Source organism: Arthrobacter sp. B1805, from assembly GCF_002929745.1.
In the GTDB taxonomy this organism is placed as follows: domain Bacteria; phylum Actinomycetota; class Actinomycetes; order Actinomycetales; family Micrococcaceae; genus Arthrobacter_D.
The window spans coordinates 96898-112388 of sequence record NZ_PJIQ01000012.1 but is presented as its reverse complement, the minus strand read 5'-3'; the positions used below and the strand labels follow the sequence as shown (position 1 = coordinate 112388).

Here is a 15491-nt window from a genome sequence, read left to right as displayed (position 1 = left end):
TCCGCGCCGCCGAACGAGCCCTCGAGCTCGATACCGGGGATGTTCAGGTCCGCGTCCTTGATCGCCCCGGTCGCGAAAATCACCGCGTCGTAGTGCGCCCGAAGGTCCCCCAGGCGGACATCGGTGCCGTAGTCCACGTTCCCGAAGAACCTGACATCGCCCCGGTCCAGTACCTTGTGCAGCGCGTTCACGATGCCCTTGATCCGGGGATGGTCAGGAGCGACCCCGTACCGGATCAGCCCGTAGGGCGCCGGGTATCGGTCGAAGAGATCGATCTCGACCTCGAGCTGCCCGTCCTGCACGGGGTCCGACTTCGTCAGGATGTCGGCGGCATAGACACCCGCCGGTCCGGCCCCGATGATCGCGACCCGCAGCGAACGGGCCGGCGCGGCAACAGGCACGGCAACAGGCACGGAGGAGGGCGCGGACGAGGGCGCGGAGTAGGACGCAGCAGGCACGGAGGAGGGCGTGGAGGAGGACGCAGCAGGCGGGAAGGAGGGCGAGGAGTCGGATGCATTGATGGGCACTAGCAGGTTCCTGTTCTAGCGAGGGGTGGCGGCGTGGAAGGGCCGGACGATCAGGGCATGAAGTGGGGCGAGAGCGTGACGACGTCGCCCACCACGATGACCGCCGGGGCGCGCACGCCGATTGCCTCCGCGCGGTCCGCGATGGTGGCGAGCGTCGCCGTGGTGACGCGCTGGGTCGGCATCCAGCCGTCCTCGATGATGGCGACCGGAGTGGAGGCAGCGCGCCCACCGTCCATGAGGATCCGGGCGGACCTTCGGAGGAGGGAGACTCCCATGAGGAGGATCAGCGTGTGGTCGCTGCCTCCCGGGATCAGCCCGACCTGCTGGGTGATGCCCTCGTGTCCGGTCAGGACGCTGAATCCCTTGGCCACGCCGCGGTGGGTGACGGGAATGCCGGCGGCGGCAGGGACGGAGATCGCGGATGTGACGCCCGGAACCACTTCGACGGACACACCGTGCTCCCGGCAGTACTGCTCCTCCTCTCCCCCGCGGCCTAGGACGTAGGGATCCCCGCCCTTCAGTCGCACCACCAGATGTCCGAGGAGTGCCTGTTCCACCAGGATCGTGTTGATCTCGGACTGGGGTACGGGGTGGTGCCCTGGCATCTTGCCGACGTCGATGACCTGGACGTCCGGCGCGAGCTCGCTGAGCACGGACCGGGGACCGAGCCGGTCGGCGACGACGACGTCCGCCTGCGCCAGCAGCTGCCGGCCGCGGGAGGTGATCAGGCCCGCTCCGCCCGGGCCACCGCCGACGAGCGCGACCCTGCCGGATCCGGTGATCCTCCGGTGGCTCCTCAGCGGCAGCGCGCCGGTCTCGAGAGCGGCGGCCACGCCGTCGCGCAGTGCCATCGCCCGGCGCGGGTCGCCGTGGGTGTTGACGGCCACCGTCACGCCGTCGAGCGATGCCACGGCCGGGACCCAGGCCGTCGAGTGGTAGGAGTCCCCGCCCTTGACGCACCAGATGCGCGCGGCCTCGGCATCGGCAGCGATCACGGCCTGGATGCGGTCGCTTCCCGAATGGGCCAACACCAGCCAGGCGCCGTCGAGATCGCGGACGTGGTAGCCCCGTGCCTTCCACTCCAGTGTTCCGGCTGCGGCGAGTTCGCGGATGTCCTCGCACGCGTCCGGGGCGACGACGGTGATGAGGGCCCCGTCCTCGGCGAGTGCGGGAATGCGGCGTGCGGCCACCGGGCCACCGCCCACCACGAGGACCTTCCGTCCCGCGAGCTGGAGTCCGAGGGGGTAGGTCATCGCGTACCTGCTTCCAGTAGCCCGCGGCGACGGAGCAGACGGCGTTCCAACGGCCCGAAGACGATCAGTTCCACCACCACCCCGATCAGCAGGATGATCAGGACAGCAGCCAGGACGACCGCCATGTCCGACAACACCCGGCCCTGCTCGAGGAGTCCGCCCAGACCGAACCCGAGCGCGCCGCCCGTCGCGATGATCTCCGCTGCCATCAGTGAGCGCCAGGAGAAGGCCCAACCCTGCTTCAGCCCCGCGACGTACCCGGGAAGCGCCGCCGGAAGAACGATCTTCACCACCAGTGCCCACCGTCCTGCACCCAGCACGTGGCCCACCCGGCGGTACTGGTCGGGCACCTGATCCACCCCGGAGATGAGCCCGTTGACGATCGACGGGACCGCCCCCATGAGGACGACGAAGTAGACGGTGGCGTCGCTCAGGCCGAACCAGACGATGGCGGCCGGCACCCAGGCGACCGACGGCAGGACCTGCAAGCCGGAGATGATCGGACCGAAAGCTCCACGGAGGAGCCCGTTCTGGGCGAGCAGCAGACCCAGCGGAGTGGCGATCAGCACGGCGATGACGAACCCTGCCAGGCCTCGTTCGAGGCTCGTGAGGATGACAGCCTGTGCCTGGCCGTCGGCGATGAGCCCGCGCAGCGTCAGGAACACGTCGGCGGGACCGGGCAGCACGTCGGGACGCGGCCGCACCAGCCACACATACATCTGCCAGCAGTAGATGACCGCGGCGACCGCGGCGACGGGCAGCAGCGCCTTCGTCACTCGCGCGGACCAGCGGATGGAAGGAACTGTCTGCTGTTGGAGTGCATCGAGGCCCGCATCGAGTTCGCGGCCTGAATCGCAGCCAGGATCGATCCCACGGTCGAGGCCGGGCGCGCGGGTTGCGGACCGATGATCCTGCAGGTGCTGCGTCAGCGGCCCCACGGCGTGAGGGTCGGACACGTGCGTCTCAGGCTGCATGGCGTCGGATCTCCTTCCGCAGTTCGGCGGTGATGCTCGCCGTCAGGGCTACGGCATCCTGGCCGGCAGTGGACCACTCACCGACGACCCTGCCCGGCCGCGAGGACATCAGCAGCACTCGCTGCCCGAGCAGCACCGCCTCACGGACGTTGTGCGTGATGAAGACGATGGTGCGGCCCGTCTGTCGCCAGACCCGCAGCAGCTCGGCGTGCAGCAGGTCGCGAGTGATCGCATCGAGCGCGGCGAAGGGTTCATCCATGAGCAGCACGTCCCGGTCCTGCGCGAGCGATCGCGCCAGGGCGACCCGCTGGCGCATGCCTCCGGACAGCTCATGCGGTTTCTTGCGTGCGGCGTCGGCGAGGTGCACCACATCGAGGAGGCGCGCTGCCTCGCTGCCCCGCTGTGCCCGCGGTACCCCGCGCAGTTCGAGCGCCAGCTCCACGTTGCCCTGTGCCGAGAGCCACGGGAACAGGGAGGGGTCCTGGAACATGAACGCGGCCCTGGGTGCGGCAATGGTGCCCGTCGTCGGCGATTCGAGTCCCGCGATGAGGTTCAGCAGGGTCGATTTGCCGCAGCCGGACGCGCCGAGGAGGGTGATGAACTCACCCGTCGCCACTTCGAGATCGACGCCGTCCAGGACCAGTGGAGCCTGGTGCGAGAACTGTTTGGACAATCCCCTGACGGTGATGCTGGGAGGCTCGAGCATGGCGTTTCCTCAGCCCTCTCCTGATCCGGTCGCGAACACCGGATCAAGTGCGGATTCCGCCCGCACGTGATTGAGGAGTGTGAGGTCCAGGATTCCCCCGATGTCGTACTCCTGGGCCGTACCAGCAGCTATTCCATCAGCCAGGAGCTGTTCCAAGGATCCTCCCAGCGGGTCCTGGGTGAACTCGAGCCTGCCGAGCGCCCGGTTCAGTACGGCGTCGGGCAGTGCTTTCGATTGTGCCGCTTCGAGGCTCCGGTTGAGCACGTCGGCGGCATCACCGGCAGTTCCGGCAGCCCCGGTTCCACCGGTGTTCGCCGCCAGCCACTGCAGTGCTCGCAGTTCTCCGCGCAGCAGGGCTTCGACCTGCTCCGGGTGATCGGCGAGATAGGTCGAGGACACCACGAGGAGCGTGGTGGGGAACCGCCCTCCGGGCCACAGGTCCTTTTCGTCGACGAGGACCGTACCGCCTGCTTCGAGGACGAGGCGGGAGGCCCACGGCTCGGGCACCCATGCGCCGTCGAGGTCGCCGTTGGCGAAGAGCTGCAGGGAGAGGGCATTCTCCGTCGGAGTGATCAGGACATCGCCCGTGGCACCGGTGCCGGTCGACAGACCGTTATCGGCCAGCCAGGTACGCAGTGCCACGTCCTGCGTGTTGCCCAACTGCGGTGTCGCGAGCGTTGCCCCGCGGAGATCATCTGCGGTCCCTATACCGGGTCGCACGACGAGTTGCGCTCCTCCGGACGTGGCCCCGGCCACGACGCGCAGGGACTCGCCCTCGCTCTGGATATAGGAATTGATGGCCGGGTTCGGCCCGATGAAGGCGGCATCGAGGGCACCGGCGTTCAGGGCCTCGACCGCAGCGGGCCCGGCGTTGAAAGCCTGCGCGGTGAGGCTCGTATCACCGAGCTCGTCCTCGAACATCCCTGTCTCGAGGCCTACGAGGGCAGGAGCGTGGGTCAGGTTGCCGAAATAGCCGAGGCGGAGTTCATCCGCCGCCGAGGCCACCTGCGGACCAGAAGCGGTCGAGGTTACCTGCTGCGAGGAGGCGTAGGCCGCGACGGCGGCACCTGCCGCCACCGTGGCGACCAGGCAAGCCCCGAGGGCTGTCTCCACCGCCCGGCTCTTCAGGACGCGCCCGCGTCCCGAGCGGCGTCGGGCCAGGTTCTCGTTGATCGGTCCCGTGGCTTCAGGAGACATCGGGACCCCCAGCGGATCGGGCGCCTGCAGGGCCCACCGACGCAGGATCGGAGCCGGTCACGAGACCTGCGGCCAGGGTGTTGCCGTCCCCCGGGTCGATCACGAGGAACGAGCCGGTATGGCGCGATGCGGCATAGGCATCAACCGGCAGCGGGGAAGCGACCCTCAGGCGCACGGTTCCGATGTCGTTGAGGCCGAGCCGCGCGGCGGGCTGGTCCGTGAAGGTGTCGAGGTCGAGCCGACCGAGGATCTCCGAGATCCTGCCGCGCACCGTCGAGCTGCCGTGCTTGATCAGCACCAGCGATCCGGGTTCGAGTGCCTTGGGCGAGAGCCAGCACAGGGACGCCTGGATGTCCCGGCTGCTGCCCCCGTGTGTTCCGGCCTCGGCGATCAGATCACCGCGCGCGATGTCGAGGTCCTCCCGCAGCCTGAGCACCACGGATTGCGGCGCAAAGGCTTCGTCCAGCTGCTCACCCGCGGCATCGATCGCTGAGACCACCGTCGTCCGCTCACCAGGAAGAACAGCGACAGCATCTCCCACACGGACTGTGCCGGCGACGATCTGGCCGGCGTAGCCGCGATAGTCCCGGTACTCGTCGGGGTCGAGCCCCGGTGCCAGGGCACCCTGTGGCCGGATGACAGTCTGGACCGGGAAGCGGAAGGACTCGCTTCCGGTCTCGAGATCGGTGAGCGAGGGCAGGCGCTCGAGGATCTCGAGGAGTGACGGACCCGCATACCAGGGTGTGCGCTCCGAGCGGTTCACGATGTTGTCACCTCGCAGCGCGGACACGGGCACTACAGTGAGGCTCGTCTCCCCCAGCTCTGCGGCCGCACGCTGGAGTTCTGCCTCCACACTGCGGAAGCGGGCTTCGCTGTAGTCCACGAGGTCGATCTTGTTGACCGCGGCGATGAGGTGGGGCACGCGCAGGAGCCGGGCGACGGCGAGATGGCGTCGCGTCTGTTCGAGCACTCCCTTCCGGGCGTCGATGAGTACGACGACGGCGTCCGCGGTCGAGGCCCCGGTCACCGTGTTTCTGGTGTACTGCACGTGTCCCGGGCAATCGGCGAGGATGAAGGAACGCTTCGCCGTCGCGAAGTACCGGTAGGCGACGTCGATGGTTATGCCCTGCTCGCGCTCGGCGCGGAGTCCGTCGGTGAGCAGGGCGAGGTCGAGTTGCTGGACGCCGTCCACCGCCGCACCGCCGAACCCTCGTTCGGCCGAGGCCCGTTCGACGGCGTCGAGTTGGTCGGCCAGGACCGATTTGCTGTCATGCAGCAGCCGTCCCACGAGCGTCGACTTCCCGTCGTCCACGGAGCCTGCCGTCGCGAACCGGAACAGCGAGCCGGTGGCGAGGTCCGGAACATTCTCGGTGAGGAGGGTCATCAGAAGTACCCGTCTTTCTTTCGGTCTTCCATGGCGGCTTCGGAGATGCGGTCGTCGGCACGGGTGGCGCCGCGCTCCGTGATGGTGCTCAGGGCCACTTCCCGTACCACGTCGGTGGCGCTGGCGGCGTCGGACTCGACCGCGCCGGTGCAGGACATGTCGCCCACGGTGCGGTAGCGGACGGTCCGCACCTGCACCTTTTCGTGGGGTTCGGGTCGGGACACCTCCCCCACGGCGCGCCACATGCCGTCGCGGCGGAACACTTCACGCGCGTGGGCGTAGTACAGCGGCGGGAGAGCGATGCCCTCCCGTTCGATGTACCGCCAGATGTCCAGCTCGGTCCAGTTGCTGATGGGGAAAGCCCTCACATGCTGGCCCACGGTGTGCCTCCCGTTGTAGAGCCGCCAGAGTTCGGGGCGCTGGTTCCGGGGGTCCCACTGGCCGAACTCGTCGCGCAGCGACAGGATGCGCTCCTTGGCCCTGGCTTTGTCCTCGTCCCGGCGGCCGCCGCCGAAGACGACGTCGAACCGGTTGGTGCTGATGGCATCGAGGAGCGGCTGGGTCTGCAGGGGGTTCCGGGTACCGTCGACGCGTTCGGAGAGCCGGCCGTCGTCGATGTAGTCCTGCACCGATCCGACGACGAGCCGCAGCCCCAGCCGCTCCACGGTCTCGTCGCGGAAGGTGATCACCTCGGCGAAATTGTGCCCCGTGTCGACATGGAGCACGGGGAAGGGCACCCGACCCGGCCAGAACGCCTTCGCCGCGAGGTGGAGCATCACCACTGAATCCTTCCCGCCGCTGAACAGCAGGGCGGGTCGCTCGAATTCGGCGGATGCCTCGCGCAGGATGTGGATCGCTTCGGACTCGAGGGCGTCCAGGCTCGACAGCAGGCGATTCCCGATTGCAGTGCTCATTGGTGTATCCCGCATTCTGTCTTGGCGAGTCCTGCCCAGCGGCCGGCTCGCGGGTCTTCTCCCGGGGCCACCGGACGCGTGCAGGGACGGCAGCCGATCGAGGGGTAGCCGTTGGACAGCAGCAGGTTGACCGGTACCTGGTGCGACCGGGCGTACTCCAGGAGGTCGTCGAAGCTCCAGGCGGCCAGCGGATTCACCTTCACGAGCTCGTGCTGGGTGTCCCACGTGACGAGGGGTGTGGTGGTGCGTGTCGGAGCTTCGTCGCGCCGTACCCCGGTGAACCACACGTCGTAGCCTGCCAGTGCGTTCTTCAGCGGATCCATCTTCCGCAGCGCGCAGCACCACGCCGGGTCGGTACCGAAGAGATCCCTGCCGTAGCGGCGGTCCTGCTCCTCGACCGTGAGCGCGGGAAGGACGTCCACGAGGTTGACGTCGAGGCTTCCCGCCACTTCGTTGCGCGTGGCGAGGGTTTCCGGGAAGTGGTACCCGGTCTCCAGGAACAGGACGTCGACGCCCGGGAGTTGTTGCGAGACGAGGTGGGGCAGGACAGCGTCCGCCATTGAACTGGCCACCGCCGTGGCTGCAACGCCGAACTCCCGCGCGACCCAGGCGACGACGTCGTTGGCCGGTGAGTCCCAACCCAGTTCCTCGTTGCCCTGCAGTGCGAGTGCCCGGAGCTCCTCGCTGGTGCGATCGTGACCCGTCACAGCAGTGCTCCTTCCTCTGCTCGGTGTGCCCACTCGGCGAAAGTCTCCGACGGGTGCTTGTCCGCGACGAAGCGGCGCACCAGTCGTTCCACGTACTGCGGGAGGTCGTCGGCGGTGATCTTCAGACCGCGAACCGTGCGCCCCAGGCCGGCTTCCTCACGGTCCATGGAGGCCAGACCTCCCCCGAGGTGGACCTGGAAGCCGGGAGACTGGCCACCCTTGCCATCGGGCAGCAGCTGGCCCTTCAACCCGATGTCGGCCGTCTGGATTCGGGCGCAGGAGTTGGGGCAGCCGTTCACGTGCAGCGAGAGCCTCTCCGGCAGGAGCCCGGACTCCGCGAGGTCCGCGAGCCGCGTCTCGAGCTCGGCGACCGCCGTCGCCGCCGTGACCTTGGTCTCCACGATCGCCAGCTTGCAGAACTCGATCCCTGTGCACGCAATGGACGAACGACGGAACACCGAGGGCTTCGCGGAGAGCCCCAGGGCCTCCAACCCTGTGACCAGCGAGTCGAGCCGGTCCTCGGGAACGTCGAGCAGGACGAGTTTCTGGTGCGGGGTGGTGCGCAGCCGCTCTGATCCGTGCTCCTCGAGCAGGGTTGCGAGCGAGGTGAGGGTGGAGCCGGAAAGTCGTCCGACGACGGGCGATACTCCGACGAAGTACCGTCCGTCCTTCTGCCGGTGGATGCCGACGTGGTCACCAGGAGTGGAAGGCTTCGCTGCCGCCGGGCCGTCGGCCAGCCGGTACCCGAGGTATTCCTCCTCGAGGACGTCCCTGAACCTCTCCGCTCCCCAGTCGGCGAGCAGGAACTTGAGACGGGCCTTGGTCCGCAGCCGTCGGTAGCCGTAGTCCCGGAAGATCCTGGTGATGCCGACCCAGACGTCGGCGACCTGCTCGGGTTGGACGAAGGCGCCCAGGCGCTCCGCCAACCGTGGTGTGACGGAGAGGGCGCCGCCCACCCAGAGGTCGTACCCCGCTCCTAGCTCCGGGTGGATCATCCCCACGAAAGCGACGTCATTGATCTCGTGGACCACATCCTGGCTGGGATGGCCCGTGATGGCGGTCTTGAACTTCCTGGGCAGGTTGGCCAGCTCGGGATCGCCGATGAAACGCTGTGCCAGTTCCTCGATGGCCGGTGTGGGATCGATGATCTCGTCGGCGGCGATACCGGCGACCGGAGAACCGAGGATCACGCGCGGGACGTCACCGCACGCCTCGGTGGTGGAGAGACCGGCGGCCTCGAGCCGGCGCCAGATCTCGGGTACGTCCTCGACCCGGATCCAGTGCAGCTGGATGTTCTGACGATCCGTCAGGTCCGCTGTTCCACGTCCGAAGTCCGTCGAGATCCCACCGATGACCCGCAGCTGGTGAGTGGAGAGGGAACCGCCGTCGATGCGGACCCGCAGCATGAAGTACTTGTCCTCGAGCTCGTGCGGTTCGAGGGTTGCTGTCCTTCCGCCGTCGATGCCGGGTTTCCGCTGCGTGTAGAGACCCCACCACCGGAAACGCCCGTGCAGGTCGGTCTTCTCGATCGAGTCGAATCCCTGGCGGGAGTACACCTGCTCGATGCGCTCGCGTACGTTCAGGCCGCTGTCCTGCTGCTTCCACGCCTCGTTGGCATTGAGCGGGGCGGTTCCGTCGACCTTCCACTGCCCGTTCGGCTTGCCGGTCTTCGTTGCGCCGAGCCTGGTCCGGGTGTCCGCAGCGGCTGCTGGTGAACTTGTCATACAGGGACAGTACGGCGACATGGCCGATGCCCGATGAAGCGTTACCGAGGCCCTTCACCGTGGGTCTCACGCAGTAATACGGGGACGCACCCCGTCATGGAACAGCCCTCGATGACCGCGCTCGGCGGCCCGGGGACGACGGCAGTACAGTGTGTGCGGACCGACGGATGAGAGTGTCGGAGCCCGGTTCCCGAAGCTCGAGGAAAGGCGTGGGAAGTGACCTACGTAATCGCGCAGCCATGCGTGGATGTCAAGGACAAGGCCTGTATCGAGGAGTGCCCTGTTGACTGCATCTATGAGGGCGAGCGATCGCTCTACATCCACCCGGATGAATGCGTGGACTGCGGCGCGTGTGAGCCCGTGTGCCCCGTCGAGGCGATCTACTACGAGGACGACACCCCGGAGCAGTGGGCCGAGTACTACAAGGCGAACGTGGAGTTCTTCGACGACCTCGGTTCACCCGGCGGAGCGGCCAAGGTCGGCAACACCGGGTTCGACCACCCGATCATCGCCGCCCTGCCGCCCCAGAACCAGCCCGCCTAGCAAACCCCTTCGACGGCAATCCCCGACTCCTCGCGAGGGTGTTGCACGCTATGTTACTCGCCAGTAACATAGTCGCGGACCAACATCTCGAAGAGGAGCACCAGGTGAGCCCAGAAACAGGCAGCACGCCCGTCAGGAGCGCATCGCGCGACGTCGTCTTCGTCGACGGAGTGCGGACCCCTTTCGGCAAAGCCGGTGACAAGGGCATCTATGCGGGTATGAGGGCCGATGACCTGGTCGTGAAGTGCATCCGTGACCTCCTGCGCCGCAACCCCTCGTTGCCTCCGGAGCGAATCGACGATGTCGCCATCGCCGCCACCACGCAGACCGGGGACCAGGGGCTGACGATCGGCCGCACGGCCGCCCTCCTCGCCGGGCTTTCCCGCACCGTTCCCGGCTTCGCGATCGACCGCATGTGCGCCGGGGCCATGACCGCCGTGACCACGACGGCGTCGGGTATCGCCTTCGGCGCGTACGACGTCGTCATCGCCGGCGGAGTGGAGCACATGGGCAACCATCCGATGGGCGCCGGTGCCGACCCGAACCCGCGCTTCCAGTCCGAGCGGATCGTGGACCCTGCGGCGCTGAACATGGGCAACACGGCCGAGAACCTGCACGACCGTTTCCCGGCCATCACCAAGGACCGCACGGACGCCTACGCCGTCCGCAGCCAGCAGAAGCTCGCCGCCGCGTACGAGGCCGGACAGATCCAGCCCGACCTCGTACCCGTCGCCGGCCGGAGGCCCGGTTCAGGCTGGACGCTCAACTCCGTCGACGAGCCGCCGCGTCCCGGCACCACCCTGGAGGACCTCGCCTCCCTCCGCACCCCGTTCCGCGCCCACGGCCGGGTCACGGCCGGCAACGCAGCAGGCCTGAACGACGGCGCCACCGCCGCCCTTCTCGCATCGACGGACGCCGCGGCCGAGCTGGGGTTGAGCGTGCGCATGCGCCTGGTCTCGTACGCCTTCGCGGGCGTCGAGCCGGAGGTGATGGGGATCGGACCCGTTCCTGCCACCGAGAAGGCCCTGCGTCAGGCCGGGCTCGAGATCGACGACATCGGCCTCTTCGAGATCAACGAGGCCTTCGCCGTGCAGGTGCTGTCCTTCCTCGACCACTTCGGCATCGACGACGAGGACCCGCGCGTGAACCGCTACGGAGGCGCCATCGCAGTCGGCCACCCCCTGGCGTCCTCCGGGATCCGGCTGATGAACCAGCTCGCCCGCCAGTTCGAGGAGGACCCGACGGTGCGCTACGGCATGACCACGATGTGCATCGGCCTCGGAATGGGTGCCACCGTCATCTGGGAGAACCCCCGCCACGGACACTACGGACAGGATGCAGCATGAGCTTCGACCGCTACGACGAACTGGCAGCACTGGTTCCCGACGAGATCGTCACGCACTCGTACGTCCAGGACATCACCCTTCCCGGAGGGGCCGGCATCCTGGCGCTCGTCACCCTGGACAACGACCTCGACCACACCAGGCCCACCACACTCGGACCCAACACCCTCATCGAGTTCGGCCGCACCCTCGAAGGGCTGAAGGAACGCGCTGCCCGGGGCGAGATCTCCGCTGTCGCCGTCACCGGCAAGCCCTACTTCCTCGTCGCTGGCGCCGACCTCAGCACCGTCAAGAGCGTGAAGTCCGAGCACCTCGGCCGCCTCATGGCCGAACTCGGCCATGAGGCGTACAGCCTGCTCGCCGACCTGGGCGTCCCCAGCTTCGCCTTCATCAACGGCGTGGCGCTCGGCGGCGGGCTCGAGATCGCCCTCGCCGCGAACTACCGCACGGTGTCCACCGGCGCCAACGGGATCGGCCTGCCCGAGGCGTTCATCGGCCTCGTGCCGGGCTGGGGTGGCGTCTACCGACTGCCGCGCCTCATCGGGCCGGCGAACGCAGTCAAGGTTATGGTCGAGAACCCGCTCAGCAACAACCGCAGCCTGGACGGCACCTCCGCGTACGGACTGGGCATCGCCGATGCCCTCTTCGAGCCGGCGGACTTCATCGAGCAGTCCCTGCTCTGGGCTGCCCGCGTGCTCACCGGCGGCGAGGCCGACGCCGTCGGGCAGCGCCGCGCCGAGCTCGCACGGTACGACGACGCCGCCTGGACCGGCGCCGTCGCGGCCGGACGGGCCTTCGTCGAGGCGAAGACCAGCAACGCAGCACCGGCGCCGTCGCGGGTCCTCGATCTACTCGAGGCGGGCCTGACCTTCACGCAGAAGGAATCGGCAGCGGCGGAATGCGCTGCCCTGGCCGAACTGATGCAGACGCCCGAGTTCCATGCCACCGTCTACGCTTTCCTGGACCTCGTGCAGAAGCGCGGCAAGCGCCCGGCAGGAGCGCCCGACCGGAAGCTGGCCCGTCCGGTCTCCAAGGTCGGCGTCGTCGGGGCCGGCCTCATGGCAAGCCAGCTCGCCCTCCTCTTCGCACGCCAGCTCACGGTGCCCGTCGTCATGACCGACGTCGACCAGGCGCGCGTCGACAAGGGCGTCGGGTATGTCCACGCTGAGATCGACAAGCTGCTCGGCAGGAAGCGGCTCACCCAGGACGCCGCGAACCGGACCAAAGCGCTCGTCTCGGGTTCCGTGTCCAAGGACGAGTTCTCCGACGCCGATTTCGTGATCGAGGCCGTCTTCGAGGAGATGTCGGTCAAGAAGCAGGTTTTCGCGGAGGTAGAGGCTGTCGTCTCCCCCGAGTGCATCCTCGCGACCAATACGTCGTCGCTCTCGGTAGCGGAGATGGCCGCGGATCTGGTGCACCCGGAGCGCGTGGTCGGTTTCCACTTCTTCAACCCCGTGGCCGCCATGCCGCTGCTCGAGGTGGTACGCGCCCCGAAGACGGACGACGCCGTGCTCGCCACGGCTTTCGTCCTCGCGAAGGGCCTGAAGAAGAACGCCGTCCTCGTGCAGGACGCCCCCGCCTTCGTGGTGAACCGGATCCTCGGCCGTATGTTCGGCGAGATCACCGCTGTGTTCGACGAGGGCACGGACGCGGAGACCGCGGACGGCGCGCTGCGCCCCATGGGCCTGCCCATGACACCCTTCCGGCTGCTCGCGCTGGTGGGCCTGCCCGTCGGCCAGCACGTGCAGGAGTCGCTGCACGCCGCGTTCGGTGACCGGTTCCACGTCTCGGCGAATCAACGGAAGCTCATCGACGCAGGTATCAAGGGTCTCTGGGAAAAGCAGGAGGACGGCAGCTACGCCGTTCCCGATTCCACCCTCGCCCTGCTCGAACGCGGGGACAGGCCGTCCACCGCCGAGGAAGTCCTGATGCGCACCCAGGACGCGCTGGCCGACGAGATCGGCCGCATGCTCGACGAAGGGGTGGTCGCGTCCGCCGAGGACATCGACCTGTGCATGATCATGGGGGCCGGCTGGCCGATGCACCTGGGCGGCATCACGCCCTACCTCGACAGGGTCGGCGCCTCCGAGCGCGTCCTGGGGAAGACCTTCCACCAGGCCTGACCCGTCTCCGCAGTGGTCGGCAGCAGCCGTCACCACCTGCGGCGAGAAGGCTCCCCAGCCCGGACAGGGGCTGGGAAGCCTTCGCGTCGGAACTACCCGCTCGCCGTTCCAGGTGCGATGCCGCACGCGAAACGGCGACTCACCCCGCAGGCCGCGGAAAGATTCGGTCCAGTTCCGCGAGATCCTCGTTCGACGGCGACCAGGCGGCAGCTGCCGCGTTCTGGCGCACCTGCTCGGGCGAGGTGGCGCCGGCGATCACGGATCCGACCGATGGCTGGGCCGCGAGCCAGGAGAACGCCACCTGCACCTCGGTGAGGTCCCGTTCGCGGACGAACGCCGAGAATGCCTCGAGCTGGTCCCAGTCCGCCGTCTCCAGGACGTTCTTCCGGGAGTGCGTCAGCCGACTCCCGGCTGGTACCTCGTTGCGCCGGTACTTGCCGGTGAGGAGACCGTTGGCGAGCGGGAAGTAGGGCAGGACTCCGAGCCCGTAGGCTTCGACGGCCGGGACGACCTCGCGCTCGAGCCGGCGATCCAGGAGGTTGTACGGGTTCTGGGCGGAGATGAATGGTGTGTAGCCGCCGCTGCGAGCCGTGAACTCGGCCTCCGCGATCTGCCACCCTGCGAAGTTGGAGTGCCCGAGGTAGCGCACCTTGCCGCTCGTGACGAGGTCGTCGAGGGCTGCGAGCGTCTCCTCGATCGGGGTCAGGGCATCCGGGGCGTGGTACTGGTAGAGGTCGATCCAGTCCGTCCCGAGGCGGCGCAGGGACGCCTCGACCGCGCGGACGATGTAGCGCCGGGAGCCTCGGGCGCCCCAGTCCGGACCGTTCTCCCCGCCCATGTCGAGACCGAACTTGGTGGCCAGCACGACGTCGTCGCGCCGGGCGCCGAGGGCCTTGCCCAGCTGGGTTTCGCTGACCCCGGGGGCCCTGCCGTACATGTCCGCGGTGTCGAAGAGTGTAATGCCGGCATCGATGGCAGCATGCACGACGGCGTCCGTGCCCTCCTGCGACTCGGAGGTCGTGCCGGCCCTTCCGAGGTTGTTGCAGCCGAGCCCGACGGTGGAAACGCTGAGTCCGGAGGAACCCAGTCTGCGATAGGTCATCATCGCCCTAACCTACCAAGACAGTTGCCCCGGGCACATGACCCGGGGCAACTGATCAGGAGTCGCCTCTAGGCGAACCAGATGCCGATCTCGCGCTCTGCGGACTCGGCCGAGTCGGACCCGTGCACCAGGTTCTGCTGGACCTTCACACCCCAGTCGCGGCCGAAGTCGCCCCGGATGGTGCCCGGCGCTGCGGTCGTCGGCTCCGTCGTCCCGGCGAGCGAGCGGAAGCCCTCGATGACCCGCTGGCCTTCGAAGACCGCTGCGACGATCGGGCCGCTGAGCATGAATTCGACGAGCGGTTCGAAGAACGGCTTGCCGACGTGCTCCGAGTAGTGCTCCTCGAGCAGTTCACGGGTAGCCCGCACCTGCTTCAGCTCGGCGATGGTGTAGCCCTTCGCCTCGATGCGGGACAGGATCGTGCCGGTCAGTCCGCGGGACACGCCGTCGGGCTTGACGAGGACAAGGGTGCGCTCAGTGCTCATGGAAACTCCTGGGTGGGCGCCACGCATGGCGCGGTGGTCGGGTATCACCGTCGACTCTACTAAAAGCGGCGCCGCTATTCGGGGTTGGCCTTCTCCCACTCGGCCTGGAGGCGGTCACGCTCCACGTTCTCGCGGTCCACCCGGATACCCTGCCGGATACCGAACAGCCAGGTCGCGGCGAACGCGAGGCCGACGGCGAACATGGCCGGCTCGAGGAACCCGCTCGCGATGAGAACGAGCTGGAGCACCCACCCGAGGCCGATCCCCCACTTCCTCGTCAGCACGGCGCACGTGAGGATGAGGACGACACTGAGGACGATCCCCGAGGTCAGGATGACGGCGGGCGATATCTCGTCGCGCCTGAGGCCGAAGACAGCGAGAGTCGCGAAGAACACGACGAACGCCTCCAACAGGAGGACGGTGGACGCGAACATGATCTTCGTCGAGCGCCGCTTCTTCGGCATGCCGGGGCGCCACTCGCGCTGGGCTCTGGTCATGCGTGCCATGCC

Annotated in this window: 15 protein-coding genes; 3 read left to right on the top strand and 12 right to left on the bottom strand. The window is 68.1% G+C overall.

All coding sequences use genetic code 11. The features are described 5' to 3' along the window. The 9 genes from CXQ96_RS13685 to CXQ96_RS13645 form a co-directional block, all read right to left on the bottom strand. Window positions 1–413 (bottom strand): FAD-dependent oxidoreductase (locus tag CXQ96_RS13685; RefSeq protein WP_181036473.1); only part of this gene is annotated, 413 nt, incomplete at its 3' end. Between the two features lie 164 nt (window positions 414–577). Further along, window positions 578–1780, bottom strand: coding sequence for a uroporphyrinogen-III C-methyltransferase (cobA, locus tag CXQ96_RS13680; protein ID WP_104118564.1), 1203 nt, complete (start codon window positions 1778–1780; stop codon window positions 578–580). After that, complete coding sequence (locus tag CXQ96_RS13675; RefSeq protein ID WP_104118563.1) at window positions 1777–2754, bottom strand: ABC transporter permease; 978 nt, start codon at window positions 2752–2754, stop codon at window positions 1777–1779. The genes cobA and CXQ96_RS13675 overlap by 4 nt, the downstream gene beginning before the upstream one ends. Then, window positions 2744–3460 carry an ABC transporter ATP-binding protein gene (locus CXQ96_RS13670; protein WP_104118562.1) on the bottom strand — a complete coding sequence of 239 codons (717 nt, stop codon included), beginning with the start codon at window positions 3458–3460 and terminating at the stop codon, window positions 2744–2746. The genes CXQ96_RS13675 and CXQ96_RS13670 overlap by 11 nt, the downstream gene beginning before the upstream one ends. Window positions 3461–3469: 9 nt before the next feature. Next, on the bottom strand, window positions 3470–4657 hold the full coding sequence (locus tag CXQ96_RS13665) for an ABC transporter substrate-binding protein (protein WP_104118561.1): 1188 nt from the start codon (window positions 4655–4657) through the stop codon (window positions 3470–3472). After that, a complete protein-coding gene (locus CXQ96_RS13660; RefSeq protein WP_104118560.1) occupies window positions 4647–6041 on the bottom strand; it encodes a sulfate adenylyltransferase subunit 1 in 1395 nt (464 codons plus the stop codon). Before CXQ96_RS13660 ends, CXQ96_RS13665 begins: the two co-directional genes overlap by 11 nt. Further along, a complete protein-coding gene (cysD, locus tag CXQ96_RS13655; RefSeq protein ID WP_258059123.1) occupies window positions 6041–6955 on the bottom strand; it encodes a sulfate adenylyltransferase subunit CysD in 915 nt (304 codons plus the stop codon). Before cysD ends, CXQ96_RS13660 begins: the two co-directional genes overlap by 1 nt. Next, the gene (locus CXQ96_RS13650; RefSeq protein WP_104118558.1) at window positions 6952–7662 is read right to left on the bottom strand and encodes a phosphoadenylyl-sulfate reductase; all 711 of its coding nucleotides are present in this window, start codon (window positions 7660–7662) and stop codon (window positions 6952–6954) included. The genes cysD and CXQ96_RS13650 overlap by 4 nt, the downstream gene beginning before the upstream one ends. Beyond that, a complete protein-coding gene (locus CXQ96_RS13645; protein WP_104118557.1) occupies window positions 7659–9386 on the bottom strand; it encodes a nitrite/sulfite reductase in 1728 nt (575 codons plus the stop codon). The genes CXQ96_RS13650 and CXQ96_RS13645 overlap by 4 nt, the downstream gene beginning before the upstream one ends. A gap of 216 nt (window positions 9387–9602) precedes the next feature. On the opposite strand from CXQ96_RS13645, the gene fdxA reads away from it, so the two are divergent. From fdxA to CXQ96_RS13630, 3 genes are all read left to right on the top strand, one after another. Continuing rightward, window positions 9603–9929 carry a ferredoxin gene (gene fdxA / locus CXQ96_RS13640; RefSeq protein ID WP_049829022.1) on the top strand — a complete coding sequence of 109 codons (327 nt, stop codon included), beginning with the start codon at window positions 9603–9605 and terminating at the stop codon, window positions 9927–9929. Between the two features lie 104 nt (window positions 9930–10033). Then, window positions 10034–11275 (top strand): acetyl-CoA C-acyltransferase, encoded by a 1242-nt coding sequence (locus CXQ96_RS13635; RefSeq protein WP_104118556.1) that lies wholly within the window; start codon window positions 10034–10036, stop codon window positions 11273–11275. Continuing rightward, window positions 11272–13395, top strand: a complete 2124-nt coding sequence (locus tag CXQ96_RS13630) for a 3-hydroxyacyl-CoA dehydrogenase NAD-binding domain-containing protein (protein WP_104118555.1) — start codon at window positions 11272–11274, stop codon at window positions 13393–13395. Before CXQ96_RS13635 ends, CXQ96_RS13630 begins: the two co-directional genes overlap by 4 nt. A gap of 139 nt (window positions 13396–13534) precedes the next feature. Here the strand turns inward: CXQ96_RS13630 and CXQ96_RS13625 are convergent, their stop codons facing one another. The 3 genes from CXQ96_RS13625 to CXQ96_RS13615 form a co-directional block, all read right to left on the bottom strand. Beyond that, on the bottom strand, window positions 13535–14500 hold the full coding sequence (locus tag CXQ96_RS13625; RefSeq protein WP_104118554.1) for an aldo/keto reductase: 966 nt from the start codon (window positions 14498–14500) through the stop codon (window positions 13535–13537). A 65-nt stretch (window positions 14501–14565) separates the two neighbouring features. After that, the gene (gene ndk, locus CXQ96_RS13620) at window positions 14566–14982 is read right to left on the bottom strand and encodes a nucleoside-diphosphate kinase (RefSeq protein WP_104118553.1); all 417 of its coding nucleotides are present in this window, start codon (window positions 14980–14982) and stop codon (window positions 14566–14568) included. Between the two features lie 74 nt (window positions 14983–15056). Then, a complete protein-coding gene (locus CXQ96_RS13615; RefSeq protein WP_104118552.1) occupies window positions 15057–15488 on the bottom strand; it encodes a DUF4233 domain-containing protein in 432 nt (143 codons plus the stop codon). Window positions 15489–15491: the final 3 nt, after the last annotated feature.

What these genes read in the sequence shown, in the direction of transcription:
- cobA (WP_104118564.1), bottom strand. Translation starts at nt 1,780, where the DNA reads ATGACCTACCCCCTCGGACTCCAGCTCGCGGGACGGAAGGTCCTCGTG.
- CXQ96_RS13660 (WP_104118560.1), bottom strand. Translation starts at nt 6,041, where the DNA reads ATGACCCTCCTCACCGAGAATGTTCCGGACCTCGCCACCGGCTCGCTG.
- CXQ96_RS13630 (WP_104118555.1), top strand. Translation starts at nt 11,272, where the DNA reads ATGAGCTTCGACCGCTACGACGAACTGGCAGCACTGGTTCCCGACGAG.
- cysD (WP_258059123.1), bottom strand. Translation starts at nt 6,955, where the DNA reads ATGAGCACTGCAATCGGGAATCGCCTGCTGTCGAGCCTGGACGCCCTC.
- ndk (WP_104118553.1), bottom strand. Translation starts at nt 14,982, where the DNA reads ATGAGCACTGAGCGCACCCTTGTCCTCGTCAAGCCCGACGGCGTGTCC.
- CXQ96_RS13675 (WP_104118563.1), bottom strand. Translation starts at nt 2,754, where the DNA reads ATGCAGCCTGAGACGCACGTGTCCGACCCTCACGCCGTGGGGCCGCTG.
- CXQ96_RS13615 (WP_104118552.1), bottom strand. Translation starts at nt 15,488, where the DNA reads ATGGCACGCATGACCAGAGCCCAGCGCGAGTGGCGCCCCGGCATGCCG.
- CXQ96_RS13625 (WP_104118554.1), bottom strand. Translation starts at nt 14,500, where the DNA reads ATGATGACCTATCGCAGACTGGGTTCCTCCGGACTCAGCGTTTCCACC.
- CXQ96_RS13645 (WP_104118557.1), bottom strand. Translation starts at nt 9,386, where the DNA reads ATGACAAGTTCACCAGCAGCCGCTGCGGACACCCGGACCAGGCTCGGC.
- CXQ96_RS13670 (WP_104118562.1), bottom strand. Translation starts at nt 3,460, where the DNA reads ATGCTCGAGCCTCCCAGCATCACCGTCAGGGGATTGTCCAAACAGTTC.
- CXQ96_RS13665 (WP_104118561.1), bottom strand. Translation starts at nt 4,657, where the DNA reads ATGTCTCCTGAAGCCACGGGACCGATCAACGAGAACCTGGCCCGACGC.